General features: G+C 65.5%; 13 protein-coding genes and 2 rRNA genes. 8 read left to right on the plus strand and 7 right to left on the minus strand.

The features are described from left to right. Position 1 precedes the first annotated feature (1 nt). Positions 2-1,984, plus strand: coding sequence for an ATP-dependent DNA helicase (locus tag ACZYZ9_RS12600; RefSeq protein WP_463826596.1), 1,983 nt, complete (start codon positions 2-4; stop codon positions 1,982-1,984). A gap of 41 nt (positions 1,985-2,025) precedes the next feature. On the opposite strand, the gene glgP is transcribed toward ACZYZ9_RS12600, so the two are convergent. Next, complete coding sequence (glgP, locus tag ACZYZ9_RS12605) at positions 2,026-4,617, minus strand: alpha-glucan family phosphorylase (protein ID WP_463826597.1); 2,592 nt, start codon at positions 4,615-4,617, stop codon at positions 2,026-2,028. A gap of 297 nt (positions 4,618-4,914) precedes the next feature. On the opposite strand from glgP, the gene ACZYZ9_RS12610 reads away from it, so the two are divergent. After that, the gene (locus ACZYZ9_RS12610) at positions 4,915-6,978 is read left to right on the plus strand and encodes an alpha-1,4-glucan--maltose-1-phosphate maltosyltransferase (protein ID WP_463826598.1); all 2,064 of its coding nucleotides are present in this window, start codon (positions 4,915-4,917) and stop codon (positions 6,976-6,978) included. A 6-nt stretch (positions 6,979-6,984) separates the two neighbouring features. Further along, complete coding sequence (glgB, locus tag ACZYZ9_RS12615) at positions 6,985-9,186, plus strand: 1,4-alpha-glucan branching protein GlgB (protein ID WP_463826599.1); 2,202 nt, start codon at positions 6,985-6,987, stop codon at positions 9,184-9,186. Between the two features lie 12 nt (positions 9,187-9,198). On the opposite strand, the gene ACZYZ9_RS12620 is transcribed toward glgB, so the two are convergent. Further along, positions 9,199-10,125: a tetratricopeptide repeat protein gene (locus ACZYZ9_RS12620; protein WP_463826600.1), complete on the minus strand. Its 927-nt coding sequence runs from the start codon at positions 10,123-10,125 to the stop codon at positions 9,199-9,201. A gap of 131 nt (positions 10,126-10,256) precedes the next feature. Beyond that, positions 10,257-11,438 (minus strand): acetyl-CoA C-acetyltransferase, encoded by a 1,182-nt coding sequence (locus ACZYZ9_RS12625; protein ID WP_463826601.1) that lies wholly within the window; start codon positions 11,436-11,438, stop codon positions 10,257-10,259. Between the two features lie 82 nt (positions 11,439-11,520). Between ACZYZ9_RS12625 and mce the strand changes: the two genes are divergently transcribed. Further along, a complete protein-coding gene (gene mce / locus ACZYZ9_RS12630; RefSeq protein WP_463826602.1) occupies positions 11,521-11,979 on the plus strand; it encodes a methylmalonyl-CoA epimerase in 459 nt (152 codons plus the stop codon). Here mce and ACZYZ9_RS12635 read toward each other — a convergent pair. Beyond that, positions 11,976-12,257, minus strand: coding sequence for a hypothetical protein (locus ACZYZ9_RS12635; RefSeq protein ID WP_463826603.1), 282 nt, complete (start codon positions 12,255-12,257; stop codon positions 11,976-11,978). The genes mce and ACZYZ9_RS12635 overlap by 4 nt on opposite strands. Further along, positions 12,257-12,919, minus strand: a complete 663-nt coding sequence (gene nucS / locus ACZYZ9_RS12640) for an endonuclease NucS (protein WP_463826604.1) — start codon at positions 12,917-12,919, stop codon at positions 12,257-12,259. The genes ACZYZ9_RS12635 and nucS overlap by 1 nt, the downstream gene beginning before the upstream one ends. A 73-nt stretch (positions 12,920-12,992) precedes the next feature. On the opposite strand from nucS, the gene ACZYZ9_RS12645 reads away from it, so the two are divergent. From ACZYZ9_RS12645 to ACZYZ9_RS12660, 4 genes are all read left to right on the plus strand, one after another. Next, positions 12,993-14,633 (plus strand): adenylate/guanylate cyclase domain-containing protein, encoded by a 1,641-nt coding sequence (locus ACZYZ9_RS12645; RefSeq protein WP_463826605.1) that lies wholly within the window; start codon positions 12,993-12,995, stop codon positions 14,631-14,633. Between the two features lie 109 nt (positions 14,634-14,742). After that, positions 14,743-14,958 carry a hypothetical protein gene (locus ACZYZ9_RS12650; RefSeq protein ID WP_463826606.1) on the plus strand — a complete coding sequence of 72 codons (216 nt, stop codon included), beginning with the start codon at positions 14,743-14,745 and terminating at the stop codon, positions 14,956-14,958. Positions 14,959-15,022: 64 nt separating this feature from the next. Continuing rightward, entirely contained in the window at positions 15,023-16,549 is a 1,527-nt protein-coding gene (locus tag ACZYZ9_RS12655; RefSeq protein WP_463826607.1) for an AlkA N-terminal domain-containing protein, read from the plus strand. After that, a complete protein-coding gene (locus ACZYZ9_RS12660; protein WP_463826608.1) occupies positions 16,546-17,043 on the plus strand; it encodes a methylated-DNA--[protein]-cysteine S-methyltransferase in 498 nt (165 codons plus the stop codon). The genes ACZYZ9_RS12655 and ACZYZ9_RS12660 overlap by 4 nt, the downstream gene beginning before the upstream one ends. Before the next feature lie 152 nt (positions 17,044-17,195). Here the strand turns inward: ACZYZ9_RS12660 and rrf are convergent. Next, a 5S ribosomal RNA gene (gene rrf / locus ACZYZ9_RS12665) occupies positions 17,196-17,309 on the minus strand. A 95-nt stretch (positions 17,310-17,404) separates the two neighbouring features. Further along, positions 17,405-20,514: ribosomal RNA gene (locus ACZYZ9_RS12670) — 23S ribosomal RNA — on the minus strand. Between the last annotated feature and the right edge of the window lie 191 nt (positions 20,515-20,705).

Here is a 20,705-nt window from a genome sequence, read left to right on the forward strand (position 1 = left end):
GGTGTCTGAGGCCGAAGCGGTCGGGGCGCTGCTGGCCACCGCCGTGGCGGCGCTCGGCGGCAGTGCGCGCCGCGGCCAGCAGGAGATGGCGGCTGCGGTCGCGCAGGCCTTCGCCACGGGTGAGCACCTGGTGGTGCAGGCCGGCACCGGCACCGGCAAGTCGCTGGCATATCTGGTCCCGTCGATCCTGCGGGCGGTGAGCGACGACGAACCCGTGGTGGTGTCGACAGCGACGATCGCGCTACAGCGCCAGCTCGTCGACCGCGACCTGCCCCGGTTGACCGACGCGCTGGCCGACGCGCTGCCGCGCCGGCCGACGTTCGCCCTACTCAAGGGACGACGAAACTACCTGTGTCTGAACAAGATCCATGGTTCTCTGCATACCGAGGATTCCGATGCACCGCAGGAGGAACTGTTCAATCCGATGGCGGTCAGCGCGCTGGGCCGCGACGTGCAACGCCTCACCGAATGGGCGGAGACAACCGAGTCCGGTGACCGCGACGACCTCAAACCCGGTGTACCGGACCGGTCCTGGGCACAGGTCAGCGTTTCGGCGCGGGAATGCATCGGCGTGGCCCGGTGCCCGTTCGGCACCGAATGCTTCTCGGAACGGGCCCGGGGGCGCGCCGGCGGGGCCGATGTCGTCGTCACCAATCACGCACTGCTGGCCATCGACGCGGTGTCCGACTCGGCCGTACTGCCCGAACACCAGTTGCTGGTCGTCGACGAGGCGCACGAGCTGGCCGATCGCGTGACCTCGGTGGCGACCGCGGAACTGACGTCGGCGACGCTGGGAGTGGCCACCCGACGCATCGCCCGCCTGGTGGCTCCCGAGCTGGTCCAGCGCCTGGAAGCGGCTTCGACGACTTTCGCGTCAGCGATCCACGAAGCCCGGCCCGGCCGTATCGACCACCTCGACGACGAGTTGGCGACCTACCTGACCGCGCTGCGCGACGCCGCTGCCGCGGCCCGCTCGGCGATCGAAGGCACCAGCGATGCAAGGGCGGCCGCGGCGCGCGCGGAGGCCGCGGCAGCGTTGCTCGAGATCTCCGACACCGCCGCTCGAGTCCTCGTCTCGTTCGGCCCGGCCCTGGTCGACCGCACCGACATTGTCTGGCTCGACCACGAGGACAACCGCGGTGCACCGCGCGCAGTGCTGCGGGTGGCTCCCCTGTCGGTGGCCGGGTTGCTGGCCAGCCACGTGTTCACCCGGTCGACGACGGTGTTGACGTCGGCGACGCTGACGGTCGGCGGGACATTCGATGCGATGGCCGCGGCCTGGGGACTGAGCGGCGAGTCGTCCTGGCGCGGCCTTGACGTCGGATCGCCGTTCCAGCATGCGAAATCCGGCATCCTCTATATCGCCGCGCATCTCCCGCCGCCAGGCCGGGACGGCACCGGATCGGCTGAGCAGCTGGCCGAGATCGCCGATCTGATCACCGCCGCCGGTGGCCGCACGCTGGGGTTGTTCTCCTCGATGCGCGCGGCCCGGGCCACCGCCGAGGTGATGCGCGACCGGTTGTCCACCCCGGTGCTGTGCCAGGGTGACGACAGCACCTCAGCGTTGGTGGAGCAGTTCAGCGCCGATCCGGCCACGTCGCTGTTCGGCACGTTGTCGTTGTGGCAGGGCGTCGATGTGCCGGGGCCGTCGCTGTCGTTGGTGCTGATCGACCGCATCCCGTTTCCGCGGCCGGACGATCCGCTGCTGAGCGCACGTCAGCGCGCGGTCGCCGCCCGCGGCGGCAACGGCTTCATGGCCGTCGCGGCCAGCCATGCGGCGCTGCTGCTGGCGCAGGGGTCGGGCCGGCTGCTGCGCCGGGTCAGCGACCGCGGCGTGGTGGCGGTGCTGGACTCGCGCATGGCCACCGCACGCTACGGCGAGTACCTGCGTGCCTCGCTGCCGCCGTTCTGGCAGACCACCAACGCCGGGCAGGTCCGCGCGGCGCTCACCCGCCTGGCGCGAGCAGACGCAAAAGCACCCTAAAACGCCGTTTTTCCGGGGCCTTTGCGTCTGCTCGCCGACAGCTACGCGAGCGTGACCAGCCCTAGTTCGCTGCTATCGGCCAGCATCGGATGCCGCGGCAGCACCCGCACGGTGTAGCCCAGCGCACCGGCCATCGGCAGCGGCGTCGTGGTGGAGAACACCTGGTTGCCCCCGTCGGCGCTGCCGGCGTAGGTCATTCCCAGCACGATCGGATCCTGCAGCACGTCGCCGGCATCGACCCGGCCCAGCAGCGCCTGCACCGCTACCTCGTCGGGCGACAGTCCGGCCAGTTGCACAGTCGCGGTCAGCGTCAGCTTCGACCCGAGCAGCGGGCTGTCGGGCAATCCGGTGCTGTCCACGTCGGTGATGTGGATTTTCGGCCAAGCCGCTTCGGCGCGGCGCCGGTACGCGGCGAGCTCGCGCGCCGCGTCGAACTCGTGGCCGCCGTCGGGAGCGGCGACCGTGCGGCGCAGCGACTGGGCCGCCGGGGTGTAGTACTGCTCGACGTAGTCGGTGACCATCCGCGATGCCAGCACCTTGGGTCCGAGGGTCTGCAACGTGTGCCGCACCATCTCGATCCAGCGCGGCGGCGTGCCGTGCTCGTCACGTTCGTAGAATTTCGGTGCCACCGCCTGCTCGAGCAGGTTGTACAGCGCGGTCGCCTCCAGGTCGTCGCGCCGGTGTTCATCGGCCACGCCGTCGGCAGACGGTATCTCCCAACCGTTTTCGCCGTCGTACCACTCGTCCCACCAACCGTCGCGGATGGACAGATTCAGGCCGCCGTTGAGGGCGCTTTTCATGCCGGAGGTGCCACAGGCCTCCAGCGGCCGCAGCGGATTGTTCAGCCAGACATCGCAGCCCCAATAGAGCAGCCGGGCCATCGACATGTCGTAGTTCGGCAGGAAAGCGATGCGGTGGCGCACCTCCGGTCGATCGGCGAACCGCACCACCTGCTGGATCAGCGCCTTGCCGCCGTCGTCCGCCGGGTGCGACTTGCCGGCGACGATCAGCTGGATCGGCCGGTGCTCGTCAAGCAGCAGCCGCTCCAGCCGAGCCGGATCGCGCAGCATCAGGGTCAACCGCTTGTAGGTCGGAACCCGTCGGGCGAAGCCCATGGTAAGCACATCCGGATCGAATGCGGTTGCGATCCAACTCAATTCGGCTTCTGATGCGCCGCGCTCCAGCCACGACCTGCGCAGCCGAGCCCGGACGTCCTCGACCAGCAGCGCCCGCAGTTCGCATCGGATCCACCACAGGTGCCCCGGGTCGACCTGCTGTAGCCGCAACCAGACGGCCGGTCCGCTGAACGAATCCGATCCGGCCAGCTCGCGGCCCAGCTGTAACCACTGCGGCGCCGCCCAGGTGCGGGCGTGCACCCCGTTGGTGATCGACCCGATCGGCACCTCACCGGCGTCGAATCCGGGCCACAGTTCGTTGAACATGGCGCGACTGACCTGACCGTGCAGCAGCGATACGCCGTTGGCGCGCTGCGCCAGCCGCAGGCCCATATGCGCCATGTTGAACTTGGTCGGGTCGTCCTCGGCGCCCAGCGCCAGGACCCGGGCGGTGGGCACCCCGGGCAGCAGTTTCGGGACGCCGTCGCCCTGGTCGTCGAAGTAGCGCCGCACCAGGTCCACCGGGAACCGGTCGATGCCCGCCGGGACCGGGGTGTGGGTGGTGAACACCGTGCTCGACCGCACCACCGTCAGCGCGGTGTCGTAGTCCAGGCCCGATTCGGTGACCAGCTCGCGGATACGCTCGACCCCGAGGAAGCCGGCGTGACCCTCGTTCATGTGGAAGACCTCCGGGGCCGGCAGCCCCTCGACGGCGGTGAAGGCGCGAATCGCGCGGACCCCGCCGATCCCGGCCAGGAGCTCCTGGACCATGCGGTGTTCCTGGTCGCCGCCGTACAGCCGGTCTGTCACGCCGCGCAACTCGTGCTCGTTCTCCGGGACGTCGGAGTCCAGCAGCAACAGCGGCACCCGGCCGACCTGCGCGACCCAGACCCGCGCCCGCAGCTGTGCGGAATCCGGTAAGGCCAGCTCGACCAGCACCGGACTGCCGGCGGCGTCGGTGAGCAACCGCAACGGCAGTCCCTGCGGGTCCAGCGACGGGTAGGTCTCCTGCTGCCAACCGTCCGCGGTCAACGACTGGCGGAAGTACCCGGAGCGGTAGTACAACCCGACCGCGATCAGCGGCAGCCCCAGATCGGATGCGGATTTCAGGTGGTCGCCGGCCAGAATTCCGAGACCGCCGGAGTAATTGGGCAGCACTTCGGCGACACCGAACTCCATCGAGAAATACGCGATCCCAGTGGGCAGGGCTGCCTCGTCTCCCTGTTGCTGATACCACAGCGGCCTGGTCAGATAGTCGTTCAAGTCGGCGGCGAGTGCGTCCAGTCGACGCAGGAAATCCTCATCGAGCGCCAATTCGTCTAGACGCGCGGGCTTGACGGCGCCGAGCACCGCCACCGGATCGTTGCCGCACCTGGACCACAGCTCAGCGTCGATGGACGCGAACAGATCCTGGGTGGATTTCTCCCACGACCAGCGCAGGTTCGTCGACAGCTGGTCCAGCGCGGCGAGTCGGTCGGGAAGGTGAGCACGGACGGTAAAGCGGCGGAGGGCTTTCACGCATTTCAACCTTACTGAGGTTTTGCCAGGCTGCAGCCTTCCGCCGGGAACGCCTCGACAGTCGGCTTCGACACCTTCGGTGTAGTCCGACACTAGGGTGGGTATGGGCGCAAAGAGGCCAACAGACCGACCCAGAACGACACCCCGATGACCGACCGACGCGCCGACCGGGGTGAACAGCTCAGGAATATTCCGGCCACGATGCGGCCCAGGGCCGGGCCGCCACGCAGCCGGGCAGCCGGACCCTCCAGCGACAATGCAGCGCAGCAGGGGCCGCACATCGGATGGGAGTGATTGGTGCCCGGTCGTGTCGAGATCGACGACGTCCAGCCCGTGGTCTCGTGTGGTACGTACCCCGCCAAAGCGGTGGTCGGCGAGGTGATCCCGGTCAGTGCCGCGGTGTGGCGAGAGGGCCATGACGCGGTGGCAGCCACGCTGGTGGTGCGCTATCTGGGGACGCGCTACCCGCAAGTGACCGAAGGGCGCGGGGTCAAGTCCGCCCCGGATAGCGAGGGGTCCGAGCGCGATAGCCCGCTGCGCCTGCCGATGGCGCTCGGCCTGGAACCATATGTCTTCCACGGCCAGTTTGCGCCCGACCGGGTTGGCTTGTGGGCGTTCCGGGTCGAGGGCTGGGGTGATCCGATCCACACCTGGCGGCACGGGTTGACGGCGAAACTCGATGCAGGCCAAGGCGAGAGCGAACTGTCCAACGACTTACTGGTCGGCGCCGCGCTGTTCGACCGCGCGGCCGCGGGGGTGCCCCGCCAGCAACGGGAACCGCTGTTGGCCGCGGCGGCGGCGCTGCGGACGCCAGGTGACCCGATCACCCGCACCGCGTTGGCGCTCGCTCCTGAGATCGAAGACCTGCTCGACGCGTTCCCGTTGCGGGAGTTGGTCACTCGCGGAGAGCAGTTCGGCGTCTGGGTGGACCGGCCGCTGGCCCGTTTCGGTTCGTGGTACGAGATGTTCCCGCGCTCGACCGGCGGCTGGGACGCTGAGGGCAACCCGGTGCACGGCACCTTCGCCACCGCGGCGGCCGCGCTGCCCCGGATCGCCGCGATGGGTTTCGACATCGTCTACCTGCCGCCGATCCACCCGATCGGCAAGGTGCACCGCAAGGGCCGCAACAACAATCCCACCGCCGCGCCCGGAGACGTCGGGTCGCCGTGGGCGATCGGCAGCGACGAAGGCGGCCACGACGCAGTGCATCCAGAGCTCGGGACCATCGACGATTTCGATGACTTCGTCGCCGCCGCCCGCGACCTGGGCCTGGAAGTTGCTCTGGACCTGGCGCTGCAGTGCGCGCCGGACCATCCGTGGGCCCGCGACCACCGCAACTGGTTCACCGAGCTGCCCGACGGCACCATCGCATACGCGGAGAACCCGCCCAAGAAGTACCAGGACATCTATCCGATCAACTTCGACAATGACCCGGCCGGCCTCTACGACGAGGTGCTGCGCGTGGTGCGGTACTGGATCGACCACGGCGTCAAGTTCTTTCGGGTCGACAACCCGCACACCAAGCCGCCGAACTTCTGGGCCTGGTTGATCGGCCAGGTCAAGTCGGTCGACCCCGACGTGTTGTTCCTGTCCGAGGCGTTCACTCCGCCGGCTCGCCAGTACGGCCTGGCCAAGCTGGGCTTCACCCAGTCCTACAGCTATTTCACCTGGCGCACGGCCAAGTGGGAACTCACCGAGTTCGGCAACGACATCGCCAGACTCGCCGACTTCCGCACCCCCAACCTGTTCGTCAACACGCCGGACATCCTGCATGCGATCCTGCAACACAACGGGCCGGGCATGTTCGCCATCCGTGCGGTGCTGGCCGCGACGATGAGCCCGGCGTGGGGGGTGTACTCGGGATACGAGCTGTTCGAGCACCGCGCGGTGCGCGAAGGCAGCGAGGAGTACCTGGATTCGGAGAAATACGAATTGCGTCCGCGCGACTTCGCGGCTGCGCTGGCCGAAGGGAATTCGCTGGAGCCGTTCATCACCCGGCTCAACGAGATCCGCCGCCTGCATCCTGCGCTGCAGCAGCTGCGCACCATCCATTTCCACCACTTGGACAACGACGCCCTGCTGGCCTTCAGCAAGTTCGACGCGGCTACCGGTGACTGCGTGCTGGTGGTGGTGACGCTCAACGCGTTCGGACCCGAGGAGTCGACGCTGTGGTTGGACATGGAGGCGTTGGGTATGGAGCCCTACGAACGGTTCTGGGTGCGCGACGAGATCACCGGTGAGGAATATCAATGGGGGCAAGCCAATTACGTCCGCCTCGATCCGGGCCGGACAGTGGCGCACATCGTGAACATGCCGGTCATACCCGACGAGGCCCGACGCACCCTGCTGCGCAGGAGGTGACAGGAAATGAATCGAACTGATCTCGCCACGGCACACCTGGCGCCCGACCCCGCCGAGTTGGACCGGTTGACGGCAGGCGTGCATCACAATCCGCACAGTGTCCTGGGCGCCCACGAATACGGCGATCACACGGTGGTCCGGACCTTCCGCCCGCACGCGACCAGCGTGGTCGCGTTGGTCGGCGACCAGCGATTCCCGTTGCAGCACATCGGTTCCGGATTGTTCGCGGTCGTGCTGCCCTTCGTCGACCTGGTCGACTACCGGTTGGAAGTGACCTACGGAGATCCTCGAGGCGCCGCCCCACATGTTGTTGCCGACGCCTACCGGTTCCTGCCCACCCTCGGCGAAGTGGACCTGCACCTGTTCGCCGAGGGCCGCCACGAACGGCTCTGGGAAGTGCTCGGCGCTCATCCCCGATCTTTCACCACGCCCGACGGGGTGGTCGACGGGGTGTCCTTCGCAGTGTGGGCGCCGAATGCCAACGGAGTCAGTCTGATTGGTGAGTTCAACGGATGGACGGGCAACGACGCCCCGATGCGCACGCTGGGCTCCTCGGGCGTATGGGAATTGTTCTGGCCGGACTTTCCCGTCGACGGCCTCTACAAGTTCCGCGTGCACGGCGCCGACGGAGTGGTGTCCGACCGCGCCGACCCGTTCGCCTTCGGCACCGAGGTGCCGCCGCAGACCGCGTCGCGAGTGACGGTGAGCCAGTACACCTGGACCGACGACGAGTGGATCGCCCGCCGCGCGCAACGCAACCCGGTGTTCGAGCCGATGAGCACCCTGGAAGTGCATCTGGGCTCGTGGCGGCCCGGCCTGACCTATCGGCAGCTCGCCCATGAGCTGACCGAATACGTTGTCGAACAGGGTTTCACCCACGTGGAGCTGTTGCCCGTGGCCGAGCATCCGTTCGGCGGGTCGTGGGGGTACCAGGTCACCTCGTACTATGCGCCGTCCTCCCGGTTCGGCACACCCGACGAGTTCCGAGCGGTGGTGGACGCCCTGCACCGAGCGGGTATCGGCGTCATCGTGGACTGGGTGCCGGCCCACTTCCCCAAGGACTCGTGGGCGCTGGGCCGGTTCGACGGAACGCCACTCTACGAGCACTCCGACCCCAAGCGCGGCGAGCAACTGGATTGGGGCACCTACGTTTTCGACTTCGGCCGACCAGAGGTACGAAACTTCCTGGTGGCCAACGCGTTGTACTGGCTCGACCAGTTCCACATCGACGGGCTGCGGGTGGATGCGGTGGCTTCGATGCTCTACCTGGATTATTCGCGTCCGGCCGACGGTTGGACGCCGAACATCTACGGCGGGCGGGAGAATCTGGAGGCGGTGCAGTTCCTGCAGGAGATGAACGCCACCGCACACAAGGCCGCGCCGGGCATCGTCACCATTGCCGAGGAGTCGACGTCGTGGCCGGGTGTCACCCGCCCGACGAACCTTGGTGGCCTTGGCTTTTCGATGAAGTGGAATATGGGCTGGATGCACGACACGCTCGACTACCTCAGCCGTGATCCCATCTATCGCAACTATCACCACCACGAGATGACGTTCTCGCTGTTGTATGCCTTCAGCGAGAACTACGTGCTGCCACTGAGTCACGACGAGGTGGTGCACGGCAAGGGCACGCTGTGGGGCCGGATGCCGGGCGACAACCACGCCAAAGCGGCCGGGTTGCGCAGCCTGCTCGCCTACCAGTGGGCCCACCCGGGCAAGCAACTGCTGTTCATGGGTCAGGAGTTCGGGCAACGTGCCGAGTGGTCCGAGGAACGCGGCCTGGACTGGTGGCAGCTCGACGAGCAGGGATTCTCCAACGGGACACTGCGATTGGTGCGCGACCTGAACGGCATCTACACCAGCCACCCGGCGCTGTGGAGTCAGGACACCACCCCGGAGGGCTACTCCTGGATCGATGCCAATGACTCGGCCAACAACGTGTTGAGTTTCCTGCGTTACGGCAGCGACGGTTCGGTGCTGGCGTGTGTGTTCAACTTCGCCGGTGCCGAGCACGCCAACTACCGGATGGGCCTGCCCGCCGCCGGCCGCTGGCGCGAGGTGCTCAACACCGATGCGACGGTCTACAACGGCTCGGGGATCGGCAATCTCGGTGGCGTGGATGCCACCGAGGACCCCTGGCACGGACGCCCCGCGTCGGCGGTGATGGTGCTGCCGCCGATGTCGGCGTTGTGGCTGGAACCCGAGTAACCGGCGCAGGTCTCAGTACAGCGCGTTGGCGAGGTTGCGCCGCCCGGCCACGACCTCGGGGTCGGCCGGGTCGAACAGCTCGAACAACTCGATCAGCCGCGTGCGCACCTTACCGCGCTCGTCTCCGGAGGTACGCCGCACCAGGGCGGTCAGTCGCTGGAACGCCCCGGCGACGTCCTGGTTCAGGATCTGCACGTCGGCCGCGGCGAACGCGGCGTCGATGTCCTCGGGCACGGCGTCGGCAACCAGGACGGCGTCCGGTCGCTGCGCGGTGGCGCGGGTGAGGAAGTCGATCTGGCGGATGGCGCCCTTGGCTTCGACGCTGCCCGGGTTGGCGTCCAGGATCGCCTGGTAGGACGCTTTGGCCGCGGCGAAATCGCCGGCTTCCAATTCCGCCCGGGCCTGGGCCAGCGCCGGGTCGACCTGCGCCGGCTCTCCCACAGTTCCCGGCCCCCGCAACTTACCCGCGGTCGCGTCCAGCAGCTTGTCGATCCAGCTGCGCAACTGATCCGCCGGCTGCGGACCCTGGAAACTCGAAATCGGTTGCGCCGCGGCCAGAGCCACCACCGTCGGGACCGCTTGCACCCCGAACACCCGGGCCATCCCGGGCGCGGCGTCGACGTTGGCCGCAGCCAGCGCCCACTTGCCGTTGTCCGCGGCGGCCAGACCCGCCAGCGTCTCGAGCAACTCGACGCAGACCTCGCTGCGCGGTGACCACAGCAGCACCACGACGGGGACTTCGTCGGACCGGTTGATCACCTCGTCTTCAAAGTTGGCCTCGGTGACCTGAATGACCGCTACGTCACCGGGGTCGCTTCGGTCGCCGGACTGCGGAGCGGCGGAGGGGGTCGCCGCCTTCTGTTGCGCGCGTTGCTTGAGACCGGACAGGTCGACCGCACCGGCCAACGCTGGCCCGATCGAGGGCCGTGGACGTGTCACGCCGTCAAGTCTGTCACGCCGCTTCGCACCACCGACGGCGCCCTCCGGGGCTTTCGGGAGCTCATATGACAAATCTCACAGAAACTGTAAAGGTGTCGGATCGGTGGTCCGCCAGCAAACTCGTCGGCGCGCTAGCCGGCCCGCAGGATCAGCGCGTCGCCCTGGCCGCCGGCACCACACAGTGCTGCCACCCCGTAGCCCGATCCGCGGCGGGCCAGCTCCAGCGCCACGTGCAGCGTGATGCGTGCCCCGGACATCCCGATCGGGTGTCCGACGGCGATCGCACCGCCGTTGACGTTGACCTTCTCCGGGTCGATCCCCAGCTCCTGTGTGGAGGCCAGGGCCACCGCGGCGAAGGCCTCGTTGATTTCCACGACGTCGAGATCCTCGACCGAGATACCCTCGCGGTCCAGCGCCTTCTTGATGGCGTTGGCGGGCTGGGACTGCAGGGTCGAGTCCGGTCCGGCGACCACGCCGTGCGCACCGATCTCGACCAGCCAGGACAACCCGAGTTCCTGGGCTTTTGCCTTGTTCATCACCACGACCGCGGCCGCGCCGTCGGAGATCTGCGACGCGGATCCCGCGGTGATCGTGCCGTCCTTGCGGAACGCCGGTTTGAGGCCGGCGAGCGAGTCGGCGGTGGTGTTCGCGCGGATGCCCTCATCCTCGGCGAACTGCAGCGGATCACCCTTGCGCTGCGGGATTTCCACCGGTACGACCTCCTCGGCGAACACACCGTCCTTCCAGGCCGCGGCCGCTTTCTGGTGGGACTGCGCCGCGTATTCGTCCTGCTGCTGACGGGTGAACTTGTCGACGTCGTTGCGCTGCTCGGTCAGCGCACCCATCGGCTGATCGGTGAACACGTCGTGCAGCCCGTCGTAGGCCATGTGGTCGCGCACCGTGACGTCGCCGTACTTGTAGCCCGATCGGCTGTCCATCAGCAGGTGCGGCGCCCTGGTCATGGACTCCTGACCACCGGCGACCACGACATCGAACTCACCGGCACGAATGAGCTGGTCGGCCAGGGCGATCGCGTCGATCCCGGACAAACACATCTTGTTGATCGTCAGCGACGGCACGTCCCAGCCGATACCGGCGGCCACCGCAGCCTGCCGCGCGGGCATCTGCCCGGCCCCGGCGGTCAAGACCTGGCCCATGATCACGTACTGGACCGCGGAAGCCGGCACGTTCGCCTTCTCCAGGGCACCTTTGATCGCGATGGCACCCAGATCGCTGCCGCTGAAATCCTTCAGCGACCCCATCAACTTGCCGATAGGTGTCCGCGCTCCAGCAACGATCACCGACGTCGTCATGAATCCTCCTCAGCGCACACCGAAGGGCTGGCCGCGCCAACCCGGAAGTGTGGTTTTGTCTCTATGAGGTTACCTTTAGGAGATGACGACCGATCAAGTTGACGCCCGTCAGAGTCTGGCTACCTCACTGGTTACCGGCCTCGATCACGTCGGCATCGCAGTCGCCGACCTCGACGCCGCCATCGAGTGGTACAACGACCACCTGGGCATGATCCTGGTGCACGAGGAAATCAACGACGACCAGGGCATTCGTGAGGCGATGCTGGCCGTGCCCGGCACCAGCGCACAGATCCAGCTGATGGCCCCGCTCGACGAGACCTCGGTGATCGCGAAGTTCATCGACAAGCGCGGCCCCGGCATCCAGCAGCTGGCCTGCCGGATCAGGGACCTCGACGCGATGTGCGAGCAGCTGCGGGCCCAGGGCGTGCGCCTGGTCTACGACGCGCCCCGGCGCGGCACCGCAAACTCCCGGATCAACTTCATCCACCCCAAGGACGCCGGTGGGGTGTTGATCGAGTTGGTGGAGCCGGCCGAGCGCTAGGACCACTTGCGGGTCGGCCCGCGGTTGGCCCGATTGGTCCAGCACGGCGTGTGCCAATGCCTCCGGTCTTCCACCGCAGCTGGTGAGTCAGCTGGCCACACCACCACATGTGCTGTGCCGGAACGTATTTCGTGATCACATCCGGGACAGCGATAGGTCTTGACGGCCCGCGCCGCGGCGATCGGGCGCACCTCGTACTCGTAGCCGTCCGGCCCGGTCTCCAGCCGGCGCGGCGCCAGCGACGGCGCCCTAAGTGGCGGTTTGCGGCGCCGCGTCATCAGAACAGCCGATACTCGTCGCTGTCCATACCCCGCATCTTGTCGTAATCCAATGTCAGACAACGGATCCCACGATCAATGGCCAGGGTGCGGGCCTGCGGCTTGATCTGCTGGGCGGCGAACACCCCCTGCACGGGAGCCAGCACGCTGTCGCGGTTCAGCAGTTCCAGATAACGGGTGAGCTGCTCCACACCGTCGATCTCGCCGCGGCGCTTGATCTCCACCGCGACCGAGCCGCCCTTCTCGTCCCGGCACAGCAGGTCCACCGGGCCGATCGCGGTCATGTACTCGCGACGCACCAACGTATAGCCCTCGCCGAGTAGCTGGACGTGCTCAGCGAGCAGCGCCTGCAGGTGAGCTTCGACGCCGTCCTTGACCAGTCCCGGATCGATGCCCAGCTCGTGGCTGGAGTCGTGTTCGATCGCCTCGACGGTAATGCGCAACTGCTCACCGGACTTGTTCGTCACCACCCACACCGGCCCCGGCTCCTCGCTCAGCCAGCACGGCGGGCTCATCCAGTTGAGCGGCTTGTAGGCACGATCGTCGGCGTGCACGCTGACCGAGCCGTCGGCCTTGAACAACAGCAGCCGTCGCGCGGACGGCAGGTGTGCGGTGAGCCGGCCGATGTAGTCCACGGTGCACTGGGCGATGACGAGACGCACCCGACCACCTTAGAGCCTGCCCGCGAAACCCGAGCGAGCCTGCAACGTCTCGACAAACTAGGCTGGCGCCACGATGCCGTCCAAGCCGACCTTTGCCCAGCGGTTGGGCCGCTTGCTGGAGAAGCTGACCCGGCAGAGCGGACGACCGGATACCCCCGCGTACGGCTCCTGGCTGCTCGGACGTGTCGCAGAAGACCCGCACCGCCGACGGGTCCGCATCCAGGTGATCATGACCGTCCTCATTCTGGGGGCGAATCTGATCGGCATCGCCGTCGCCGTGTTGCTGGTGACCGTCGCCGTGCCGGTGCCGAGCATTTTCGACGACGCACCGATCTGGCTCACGTTCATCGTCAACCCGAGCTACATCGTCGTCGCACTGGCGGTAGGCACTTACGGGATCACCCGCGGCACCGTGGAGTCGTTGCGCTGGGCGATCGAGGACCGCGCACCCACCGAGAAGGATGAACGCAACACCTTCATGGCCCCGTGGCGTGTCGCGGTCGGCCATCTGATCTTGTGGGGCATCGGCACCGCACTGCTGACCATCCTCTACGGGATCGCCAACACCATGTTCGTCCCGAGATTCCTGGTGGCGGTTGGCTTTTGCGGGCTGTTGGTGACCACCAGCAGCTATCTGCTCACCGAGTTCGCCCTGCGGCCGGTTGCCGCAAAAGCACTCGAGGCCGGACCCCCGCCCCGGCGACTGTCCTCGGGCATCATGGGACGCACCATCCTGGTGTGGCTGCTCGGTTCGGGTGTGCCCGTCGTCGGCATCGGCCTGATGGCGGTCTTCGAGATGGTGCTGCGCAACCTGACTCAGACCCAGTTCGCGGTCGGAGTGCTGATCATCTCGACGGTCACGCTGATCTTCGGTTTCACGTTGATGTGGATCCTGGCGTGGCTGACGGCCACCCCGGTGCGGGTGGTGCGATCAGCGCTCAGGCGCGTCGAGCAGGGCGACCTGCGCGGCGACCTGGTTGTGTTCGACGGCACCGAGCTCGGTGAGCTGCAGCGGGGATTCAACACGATGGTCGACGGGCTGCGCGAGCGCGAGCGGGTGCGCGATCTGTTCGGTCGCCACGTCGGGCGTGAAGTGGCGTTGGCCGCCGAACGCGAAAAACCCAAGCTCGGCGGCGAGGAACGCCACGTCGCCGTCGTCTTCATCGACATCGTCGGCTCGACGCAGTTGGTGAGCAAACGCCCGCCCGCTGAGGTCGTGCAGATGCTGAACGGGTTCTTCACGATCGTCGTCGAGGAGGTCGACGCACACTGCGGCCTGGTCAACAAATTCGAGGGCGACGCCTCGCTGGCGATCTTCGGAGCCCCGAATCATCTCGATTCCCCCGAGGACTCGGCGCTGGCCGCGGCCCGGTCGATCGCCGACCGGCTGGCCAAGGAAATGCCCGAATGCAAAGCGGGTATCGGCGTGGCGGCCGGGCAGGTGGTCGCCGGCAATGTCGGCGCCAAGGAGCGCTTCGAGTACACGGTGATCGGCGAGCCGGTCAACGAGGCCGCACGGCTGTGCGAGTTGGCGAAATCCAAACCGGGACGGTTGCTGGCGTCGGCGCAGACGGTGGAAGACGCCAGCGAGGAAGAGCAGGCGCGGTGGACGCTGGGCAGACACGTCAAACTGCGTGGCCACGATCACCGCACCCGGCTGGCCTCGCCCGCTGAGCCGGCTGAACCCGCAAAGCAGGCTGAACAAAAGAAGTAGTGCTGCCGCTGTACGGCGCAGGCAGTTGCGGCGCCGACGGTTGCGGTAGTGGGCGCAAGCGCCAGGTATACGCCCTTGCAGTGTTTGCTGACGCGAGTAGCCTGTGCCCATGGACAGCGCCGGCTGGATAATCTGCGGGGTGCTGGCATCCCTCGTTCTGCTGGGCGCGAGGGCCGCGATCAGCGCCCTGCGAGATCCACGCAGCGACGACTGGGACGCCGGGCGCCGCTCCCGGCGCAACGACGGCGACGGAGGTTGCGGCGGTGGCGGCGACGGTTGCAGCGGCGACAGCGGTTGCGGGGGCGGGTGCGGCGGCGGGGACTGATCCGCTGCACCCTGATGTCGTTTTTCCGCCAGTCATGTCGGCCCGACGGTGTAACTGTTGAAGGGTGCACGACGATTTCGAACGCTGCTATCGGGCGGTCCAGGCCAAGGACGCCCGGTTCGACGGCTGGTTCGTCATCGCGGTGCTGACCACCCGGATCTACTGCCGGCCCAGCTGCCCGGTGCCGCCGCCACTGGCCCGCAACGTGCGGTTCCTCCCGACGGCGGCGGCCGCCCAGCGCGAAGGCTTCCGAGCCTGTAAGCGGTGTCGTCCGGACGCTTCCCCGGGTTCGCCGGAGTGGAACGTGCGCGGCGACGTCGTGGCGCGGGCGATGCGACTCATCGCCGACGGCACGGTGGACCGCGAAGGCGTCACCGGACTGGCCATCCGCCTCGGTTACACCACCCGGCAGCTGGAGCGGTTGCTGCAGGCTGAGGTGGGCGCCGGCCCGCTCGCCCTGGCCCGCGCCCAACGGATGCAGGCCGCCCGGGTGCTGATCGAGACCACGAACCTGCCCTTCGGCGACGTCGCGTTTGCCGCCGGATTTTCCAGCATCCGGCAGTTCAACGACACGGTGCGACTGACGTGCGACAGCACGCCGACGGCGCTGCGCGCCCGGGCGGCGGGGCGTCGTCCAGCGCTCCCCACCGCCGGAACGCTCACATTGCGCCTTCCGGCCCGCACCCCGTTCGCCTACGAGGGCGTGTTCGGCCACCTGGCGGCCACCGCGGTGCCGGGGTGCGAGGAGGTCCGCGCCGGCTCGCTGCGTCGGACGTTGCGACTCGCCCACGGCAACGGTGTGGTGACCTTGACACCTGCCCCCGACCACGTCCGCTGCCTGCTGGTGCTGGATGACTTTCGCGACCTGGCCAGCGCCACTGCCAGGTGCCGACGGCTGCTGGACCTCGACGCCGATCCCGAAGCGGTGGTCGAAGCGCTGAGCAGCGACCCGGAGTTGGCCGCAGCGGTTGCCAAGGCGCCGGGACAACGCATCCCGCGCACGGTCGACGAGTCCGAACTGGCAATTCGGACGGTGCTCGGGCAGCAGGTATCGACCAAAGCCGCCCGCACCCACGCCGCACGGTTGGTGGCGGCCTACGGCGACCCGGTGCAGGATCCCGCCGGCGGGTTGACCCACACCTTCCCGTCCGTCGAGCAACTCGCCGACATCGACCCAGTCCATCTGGCCGTGCCGCAAACGCGGCGCCGGACGGTGACCGGACTGATCGACGCGTTGGCCGCGGGCCGTGTCATCCTCGACCCCGGCTGCGACTGGGCCCGCGCGCGACGACGACTGCTCGATCTGCCCGGTATCGGTCCGTGGACTGCGGAGGTGATCGCCATGCGCGGCCTGGGTGATCCCGACGCCTTTCCGGCCAGCGACCTCGGCTTGCGGACGGCAGCCAGAACACTGGGACTGCCCGAGCAGGAGCGGGCCCTGGTGGCCCACAGCGCACGCTGGCGGCCGTGGCGCTCCTATGCCACCCAGCATCTGTGGACCACGCTCGAACATCCGGTCAATGTGTGGCCGCTTCAGGACTCGCCGCCCCGGAATTCGTCGTCCCAGAATTCGTCAAAGGAAATCGCATGATCGTCTATCGCACTATCGAGAGCCCGATCGGCCCGCTGACGCTGGCCGGCCGGGACGGGGTGCTGACCAATCTGCGCATGGTGGACCAGACGTATGAGCCCAGTCGCGCCGATTGGCATCTGGACGACAGCGCGTTCGATGACGCGGTCAAACAGTTGGATGCCTATTTCACCGGCGACCTCAGCGATTTCGATGTCGAGATGGAATTGTGCGGCACCGAATTCCAGCGCCGGGTCTGGACGGCATTGACCACGATTCCCTACGGCGAAACCCGGTCCTATGGGGAAATCGCTCGGCAGATCGGCGCTCCCGGCGCCGCGCGTGCGGTCGGGCTGGCCAACGGCCACAATCCGATCGCCGTCATCGTGCCGTGCCATCGGGTCATCGGAGCCGGCGGGAAGTTGACCGGGTACGGCGGTGGACTCGACCGCAAGCAGACGCTGCTCGAATTGGAGCGCCGGCGGGTGCCGGCCGAGCCGACACTGTTCGACTGAGCCGCCCCGGGAACCGGGCGGCCGAAAGTCTCAACCGCACGGCGAACTCAACGGCCATTCCGCGCGCTGGCGATACGCTCCCAGATATCCATGGTGAACCATTTCCGGAAATACAAAAACACCCCCAAATGAATGGGGGTGTTTTTGTGTATGTTCGGCGGTGTCCTACTTTTCCACCCGAAAAGGGCAGTATCATCGGCGCTGACAGGCTTAGCTTCCGGGTTCGGGATGGGACCGGGCGTTTCCCTGTCGCTGTGGCCGCCGTAACTCTATTTAATTCGCACGTGCAAGTTGTGTTGATGGGGGGTGTGGTGTCCACGGCAATCAAGCCGGGGAACAGATAGTGGTTGCGATTGGTTGTGTTGGTAAGTTTTCGGCCGGTTAGTGCCAGTTCCCTGCACTCATTACTGAGCTTCCAGGTCTGGCCTATCAATCCAGTGGTCTGCTGGGGGCCTTATCCCTCCTAGAGGGTGAGAAACCTGATCTTGGAGAAGGTTTCCCGCTTAGATGCTTTCAGCGGTTATCCTGTCCGAACGTAGCTATCCAGCAGTGCTCCTGGTGGAACAACTGGTGCACTAGAGGTTCGTCCGTCCCGGTCCTCTCGTACTAGGGACAGGTTTCCTCAAGTTTCTGACGCGCGCGGCGGATAGAGACCGAACTGTCTCACGACGTTCTAAACCCAGCTCGCGTGCCGCTTTAATGGGCGAACAGCCCAACCCTTGGGACCTGCTCCAGCCCCAGGATGCGACGAGCCGACATCGAGGTGCCAAACCATCCCGTCGATATGGACTCTTGGGGAAGATCAGCCTGTTATCCCCGGGGTACCTTTTATCCGTTGAGCGACACCCCTTCCACTCAGAGGTGCCGGATCACTAATCCCGACTTTCGTCCCTGCTTGACTTGTAAGTCTCGCAGTCAAGCTCCCTTGTGCATTTACACTCAACACCTGATTGCCGTCCAGGTTGAGGGAACCTTTGGGCGCCTCCGTTACATTTTAGGAGGCAACCGCCCCAGTTAAACTACCCACCAGGCACTGTCCGTGAACCGGATATACGGTTCGACGTTAGGTGTCCAATACGATCAGAGTGGTATTTCAACAACGACTCCGCCCTAACTAGCGTTAGAGTTTCACAGTCTCCCACCTATCCTACACAAACCGTACCGAACAACAATACCAAGCTATAGTGAAGGTCCCGGGGTCTTTTCGTCCTGCCGCGCGTAACGAGCATCTTTACTCGTAGTGCAATTTCGCCGAGTCTATGGTTGAGACAGTTGAGAAGTCGTTACGCCATTCGTGCAGGTCGGAACTTACCCGACAAGGAATTTCGCTACCTTAGGATGGTTATAGTTACCACCGCCGTTTACTGGGGCTTAAATTCTCCGCTTCACCCTTACGAGTTAACGGGTCCTCTTAACCTTCCAGCACCGGGCAGGCGTCAGTCCGTATACATCGTCTTGCGACTTCGCACGGACCTGTGTTTTTAGTAAACAGTCGCTTCTCACTGGTTTCTGCGACCGGTTTCCGCTCCCACCGCAAGGGTGTTCACGGCATGCCGGTCCCCCTTCTCCCGAAGTTACGGGGGTATTTTGCCGAGTTCCTTAACCATAGTTATCTCGTACGCCTTGGTATTCTCTACCTGACCACCTGTGTTGGTTTGGGGTACGGGCCGTGTGTGAACTCGCTAGAGGCTTTTCTTGGCAGCAGAGGATCACCGAATTCGCCTCAATCGGCTATGCGTCACCTCTCAGGATTAATGAGCGACGGATTTGCCTATCGCTCTCCCTACGGGCTTGCCCCAGTATTACCACTGACTGGTACGGCTACCTTCCTGCGTCACCCCTTCGCTTGACTACTACCAACCGGGGTCCCACGCAGCCGGTCACCGTCGCACCCCGAAGGGATTGATCAGCGACCATTTGGGTGGTTAGCACAATTGATTCATCACGGGCGCGCACACACGGGTACGGGAATATCAACCCGTTGTCCATCGACTACGCCTGTCGGCCTCGCCTTAGGTCCCGACTCACCCTGGGCGGACTGGCCTGGCCCAGGAACCCTTGGTCTTTCGGCGGGCAAGGTTCTCACTTGCCTATTCGCTACTCATGCCTGCATTCTCACTCCCCCACCCTCCACCACCCGTTACCAGATGGCTTCGCTGAATGAGGGACGCTCCCCTACCCACACCTACAAAAGTAGATGTGCCGCGGCTTCGGCGGTGTGCTTGAGCCCCGCTACATTATCGGCGCACAATCACTTGACCAGTGAGCTATTACGCACTCTTTCAAGGGTGGCTGCTTCTAAGCCAACCTCCTGGTTGTCTCTGCGACTGCACATCCTTTTCCACTTAGCACACGCTTTGGGGCCTTAGCCGGCGATCTGGGCTGTTTCCCTTTCGACGTACGGAGCTTATCCCCCGCCGTCTCACTGCCACGCTTGACACCACGGCATTCGGAGTTTGGCTGACGTCAGTAACCTAGTAGGGCCCATCGGCCATCCAGTAGCTCTACCTCCGTGGTGAACCACGCAACGCTGCACCTAAATGCATTTCGGGGAGAACCAGCTATCACGGAGTTTGATTGGCCTTTCACCCCTACCCACAGCTCATCCCCTCAGTCTTCAACCTAAGTGGGTTCGGGCCTCCACGCGGTCTTACCCGCGCTTCACCCTGGCCATGGGTAGATCACTCCGCTTCGGGTCCAGAACATGCCACTACACCCCTTACGGGGATGCGCCCTATTCAGACTCGCTTTCGCTGCGGCTACCCCACACGGGTTAACCTTGCGACATGTCCCTGACTCGCAGGCTCATTCTTCAAAAGGCACGCCATCACCCCACAAGGAGGCTCTGACGGATTGTAGGCGCACGGTTTCAGGTACTCTTTCACTCCCCTCCCGGGGTACTTTTCACCATTCCCTCACGGTACTAATCCGCTATCGGTCATCGAGAAGTATTTAGGCTTACCGGGTGGTCCCGGCAGATTCACAGCAAATTCCACGGGCTCGCTGCTACTCGGGAGATTGATCAAGGCAGGTGCCAAGTTTTCGCGTACCGGGCTCTCACCGTCTATGGCAGACCATCCCAGGCCACTTCCGCTAACTACGACACTTTCTGACTGCCTCCTGGTCAGGTAGAACCAAGAAGATCATTCCCACAACCCCGCACACACAACCCCTACCCGGTATCACATGCATACGGTTTAGCCATTTTCCGCGTTCGCTCGCCACTACTAGCGGAATCACAATTGTTTTCTTTTCCTACGGGTACTGAGATGTTTCACTTCCCCGCGTTCCCCCCCGTACCCTATATATTCAGGTACGGGTAACACGACATCACTCGTGCTGGGTTTCCCCATTCGGAAATCCTCGGATCAAAGCTCGGTTGACAGCTCCCCGAGGCATATCGCAGCCTCCCACGTCCTTCATCGGCTCTCGATGCCAAGGCATCCACCATGCGCCCTTAGACACTTACAAACACTACAAAACCAAGAATAAAATTGCACAAAAGAACACGCCACCGTGAACGGCGACGTCTTCGTTTGATGCTCGCAACCACTATCCAATTCTCAAACACCACACCCCACCACCAAGATGGTGGGACAACAGCCGGGTGATACCCCGAGTGTTGCCTCAGGACCCAATAGTGTGTCTGGCTTGCTTGTTGT

Source organism: Mycobacterium sp. IDUB_28 (assembly GCF_055419285.1).

Coding starts and splice junctions, on each gene's coding strand:
- glgB (WP_463826599.1), top strand. CDS start 6,985: ATGAATCGAACTGATCTCGCCACGGCACACCTGGCGCCCGACCCCGCC.
- ACZYZ9_RS12625 (WP_463826601.1), bottom strand. CDS start 11,438: ATGACGACGTCGGTGATCGTTGCTGGAGCGCGGACACCTATCGGCAAG.
- mce (WP_463826602.1), top strand. CDS start 11,521: ATGACGACCGATCAAGTTGACGCCCGTCAGAGTCTGGCTACCTCACTG.
- ACZYZ9_RS12635 (WP_463826603.1), bottom strand. CDS start 12,257: ATGACGCGGCGCCGCAAACCGCCACTTAGGGCGCCGTCGCTGGCGCCG.
- ACZYZ9_RS12645 (WP_463826605.1), top strand. CDS start 12,993: ATGCCGTCCAAGCCGACCTTTGCCCAGCGGTTGGGCCGCTTGCTGGAG.
- ACZYZ9_RS12650 (WP_463826606.1), top strand. CDS start 14,743: ATGGACAGCGCCGGCTGGATAATCTGCGGGGTGCTGGCATCCCTCGTT.
- ACZYZ9_RS12660 (WP_463826608.1), top strand. CDS start 16,546: ATGATCGTCTATCGCACTATCGAGAGCCCGATCGGCCCGCTGACGCTG.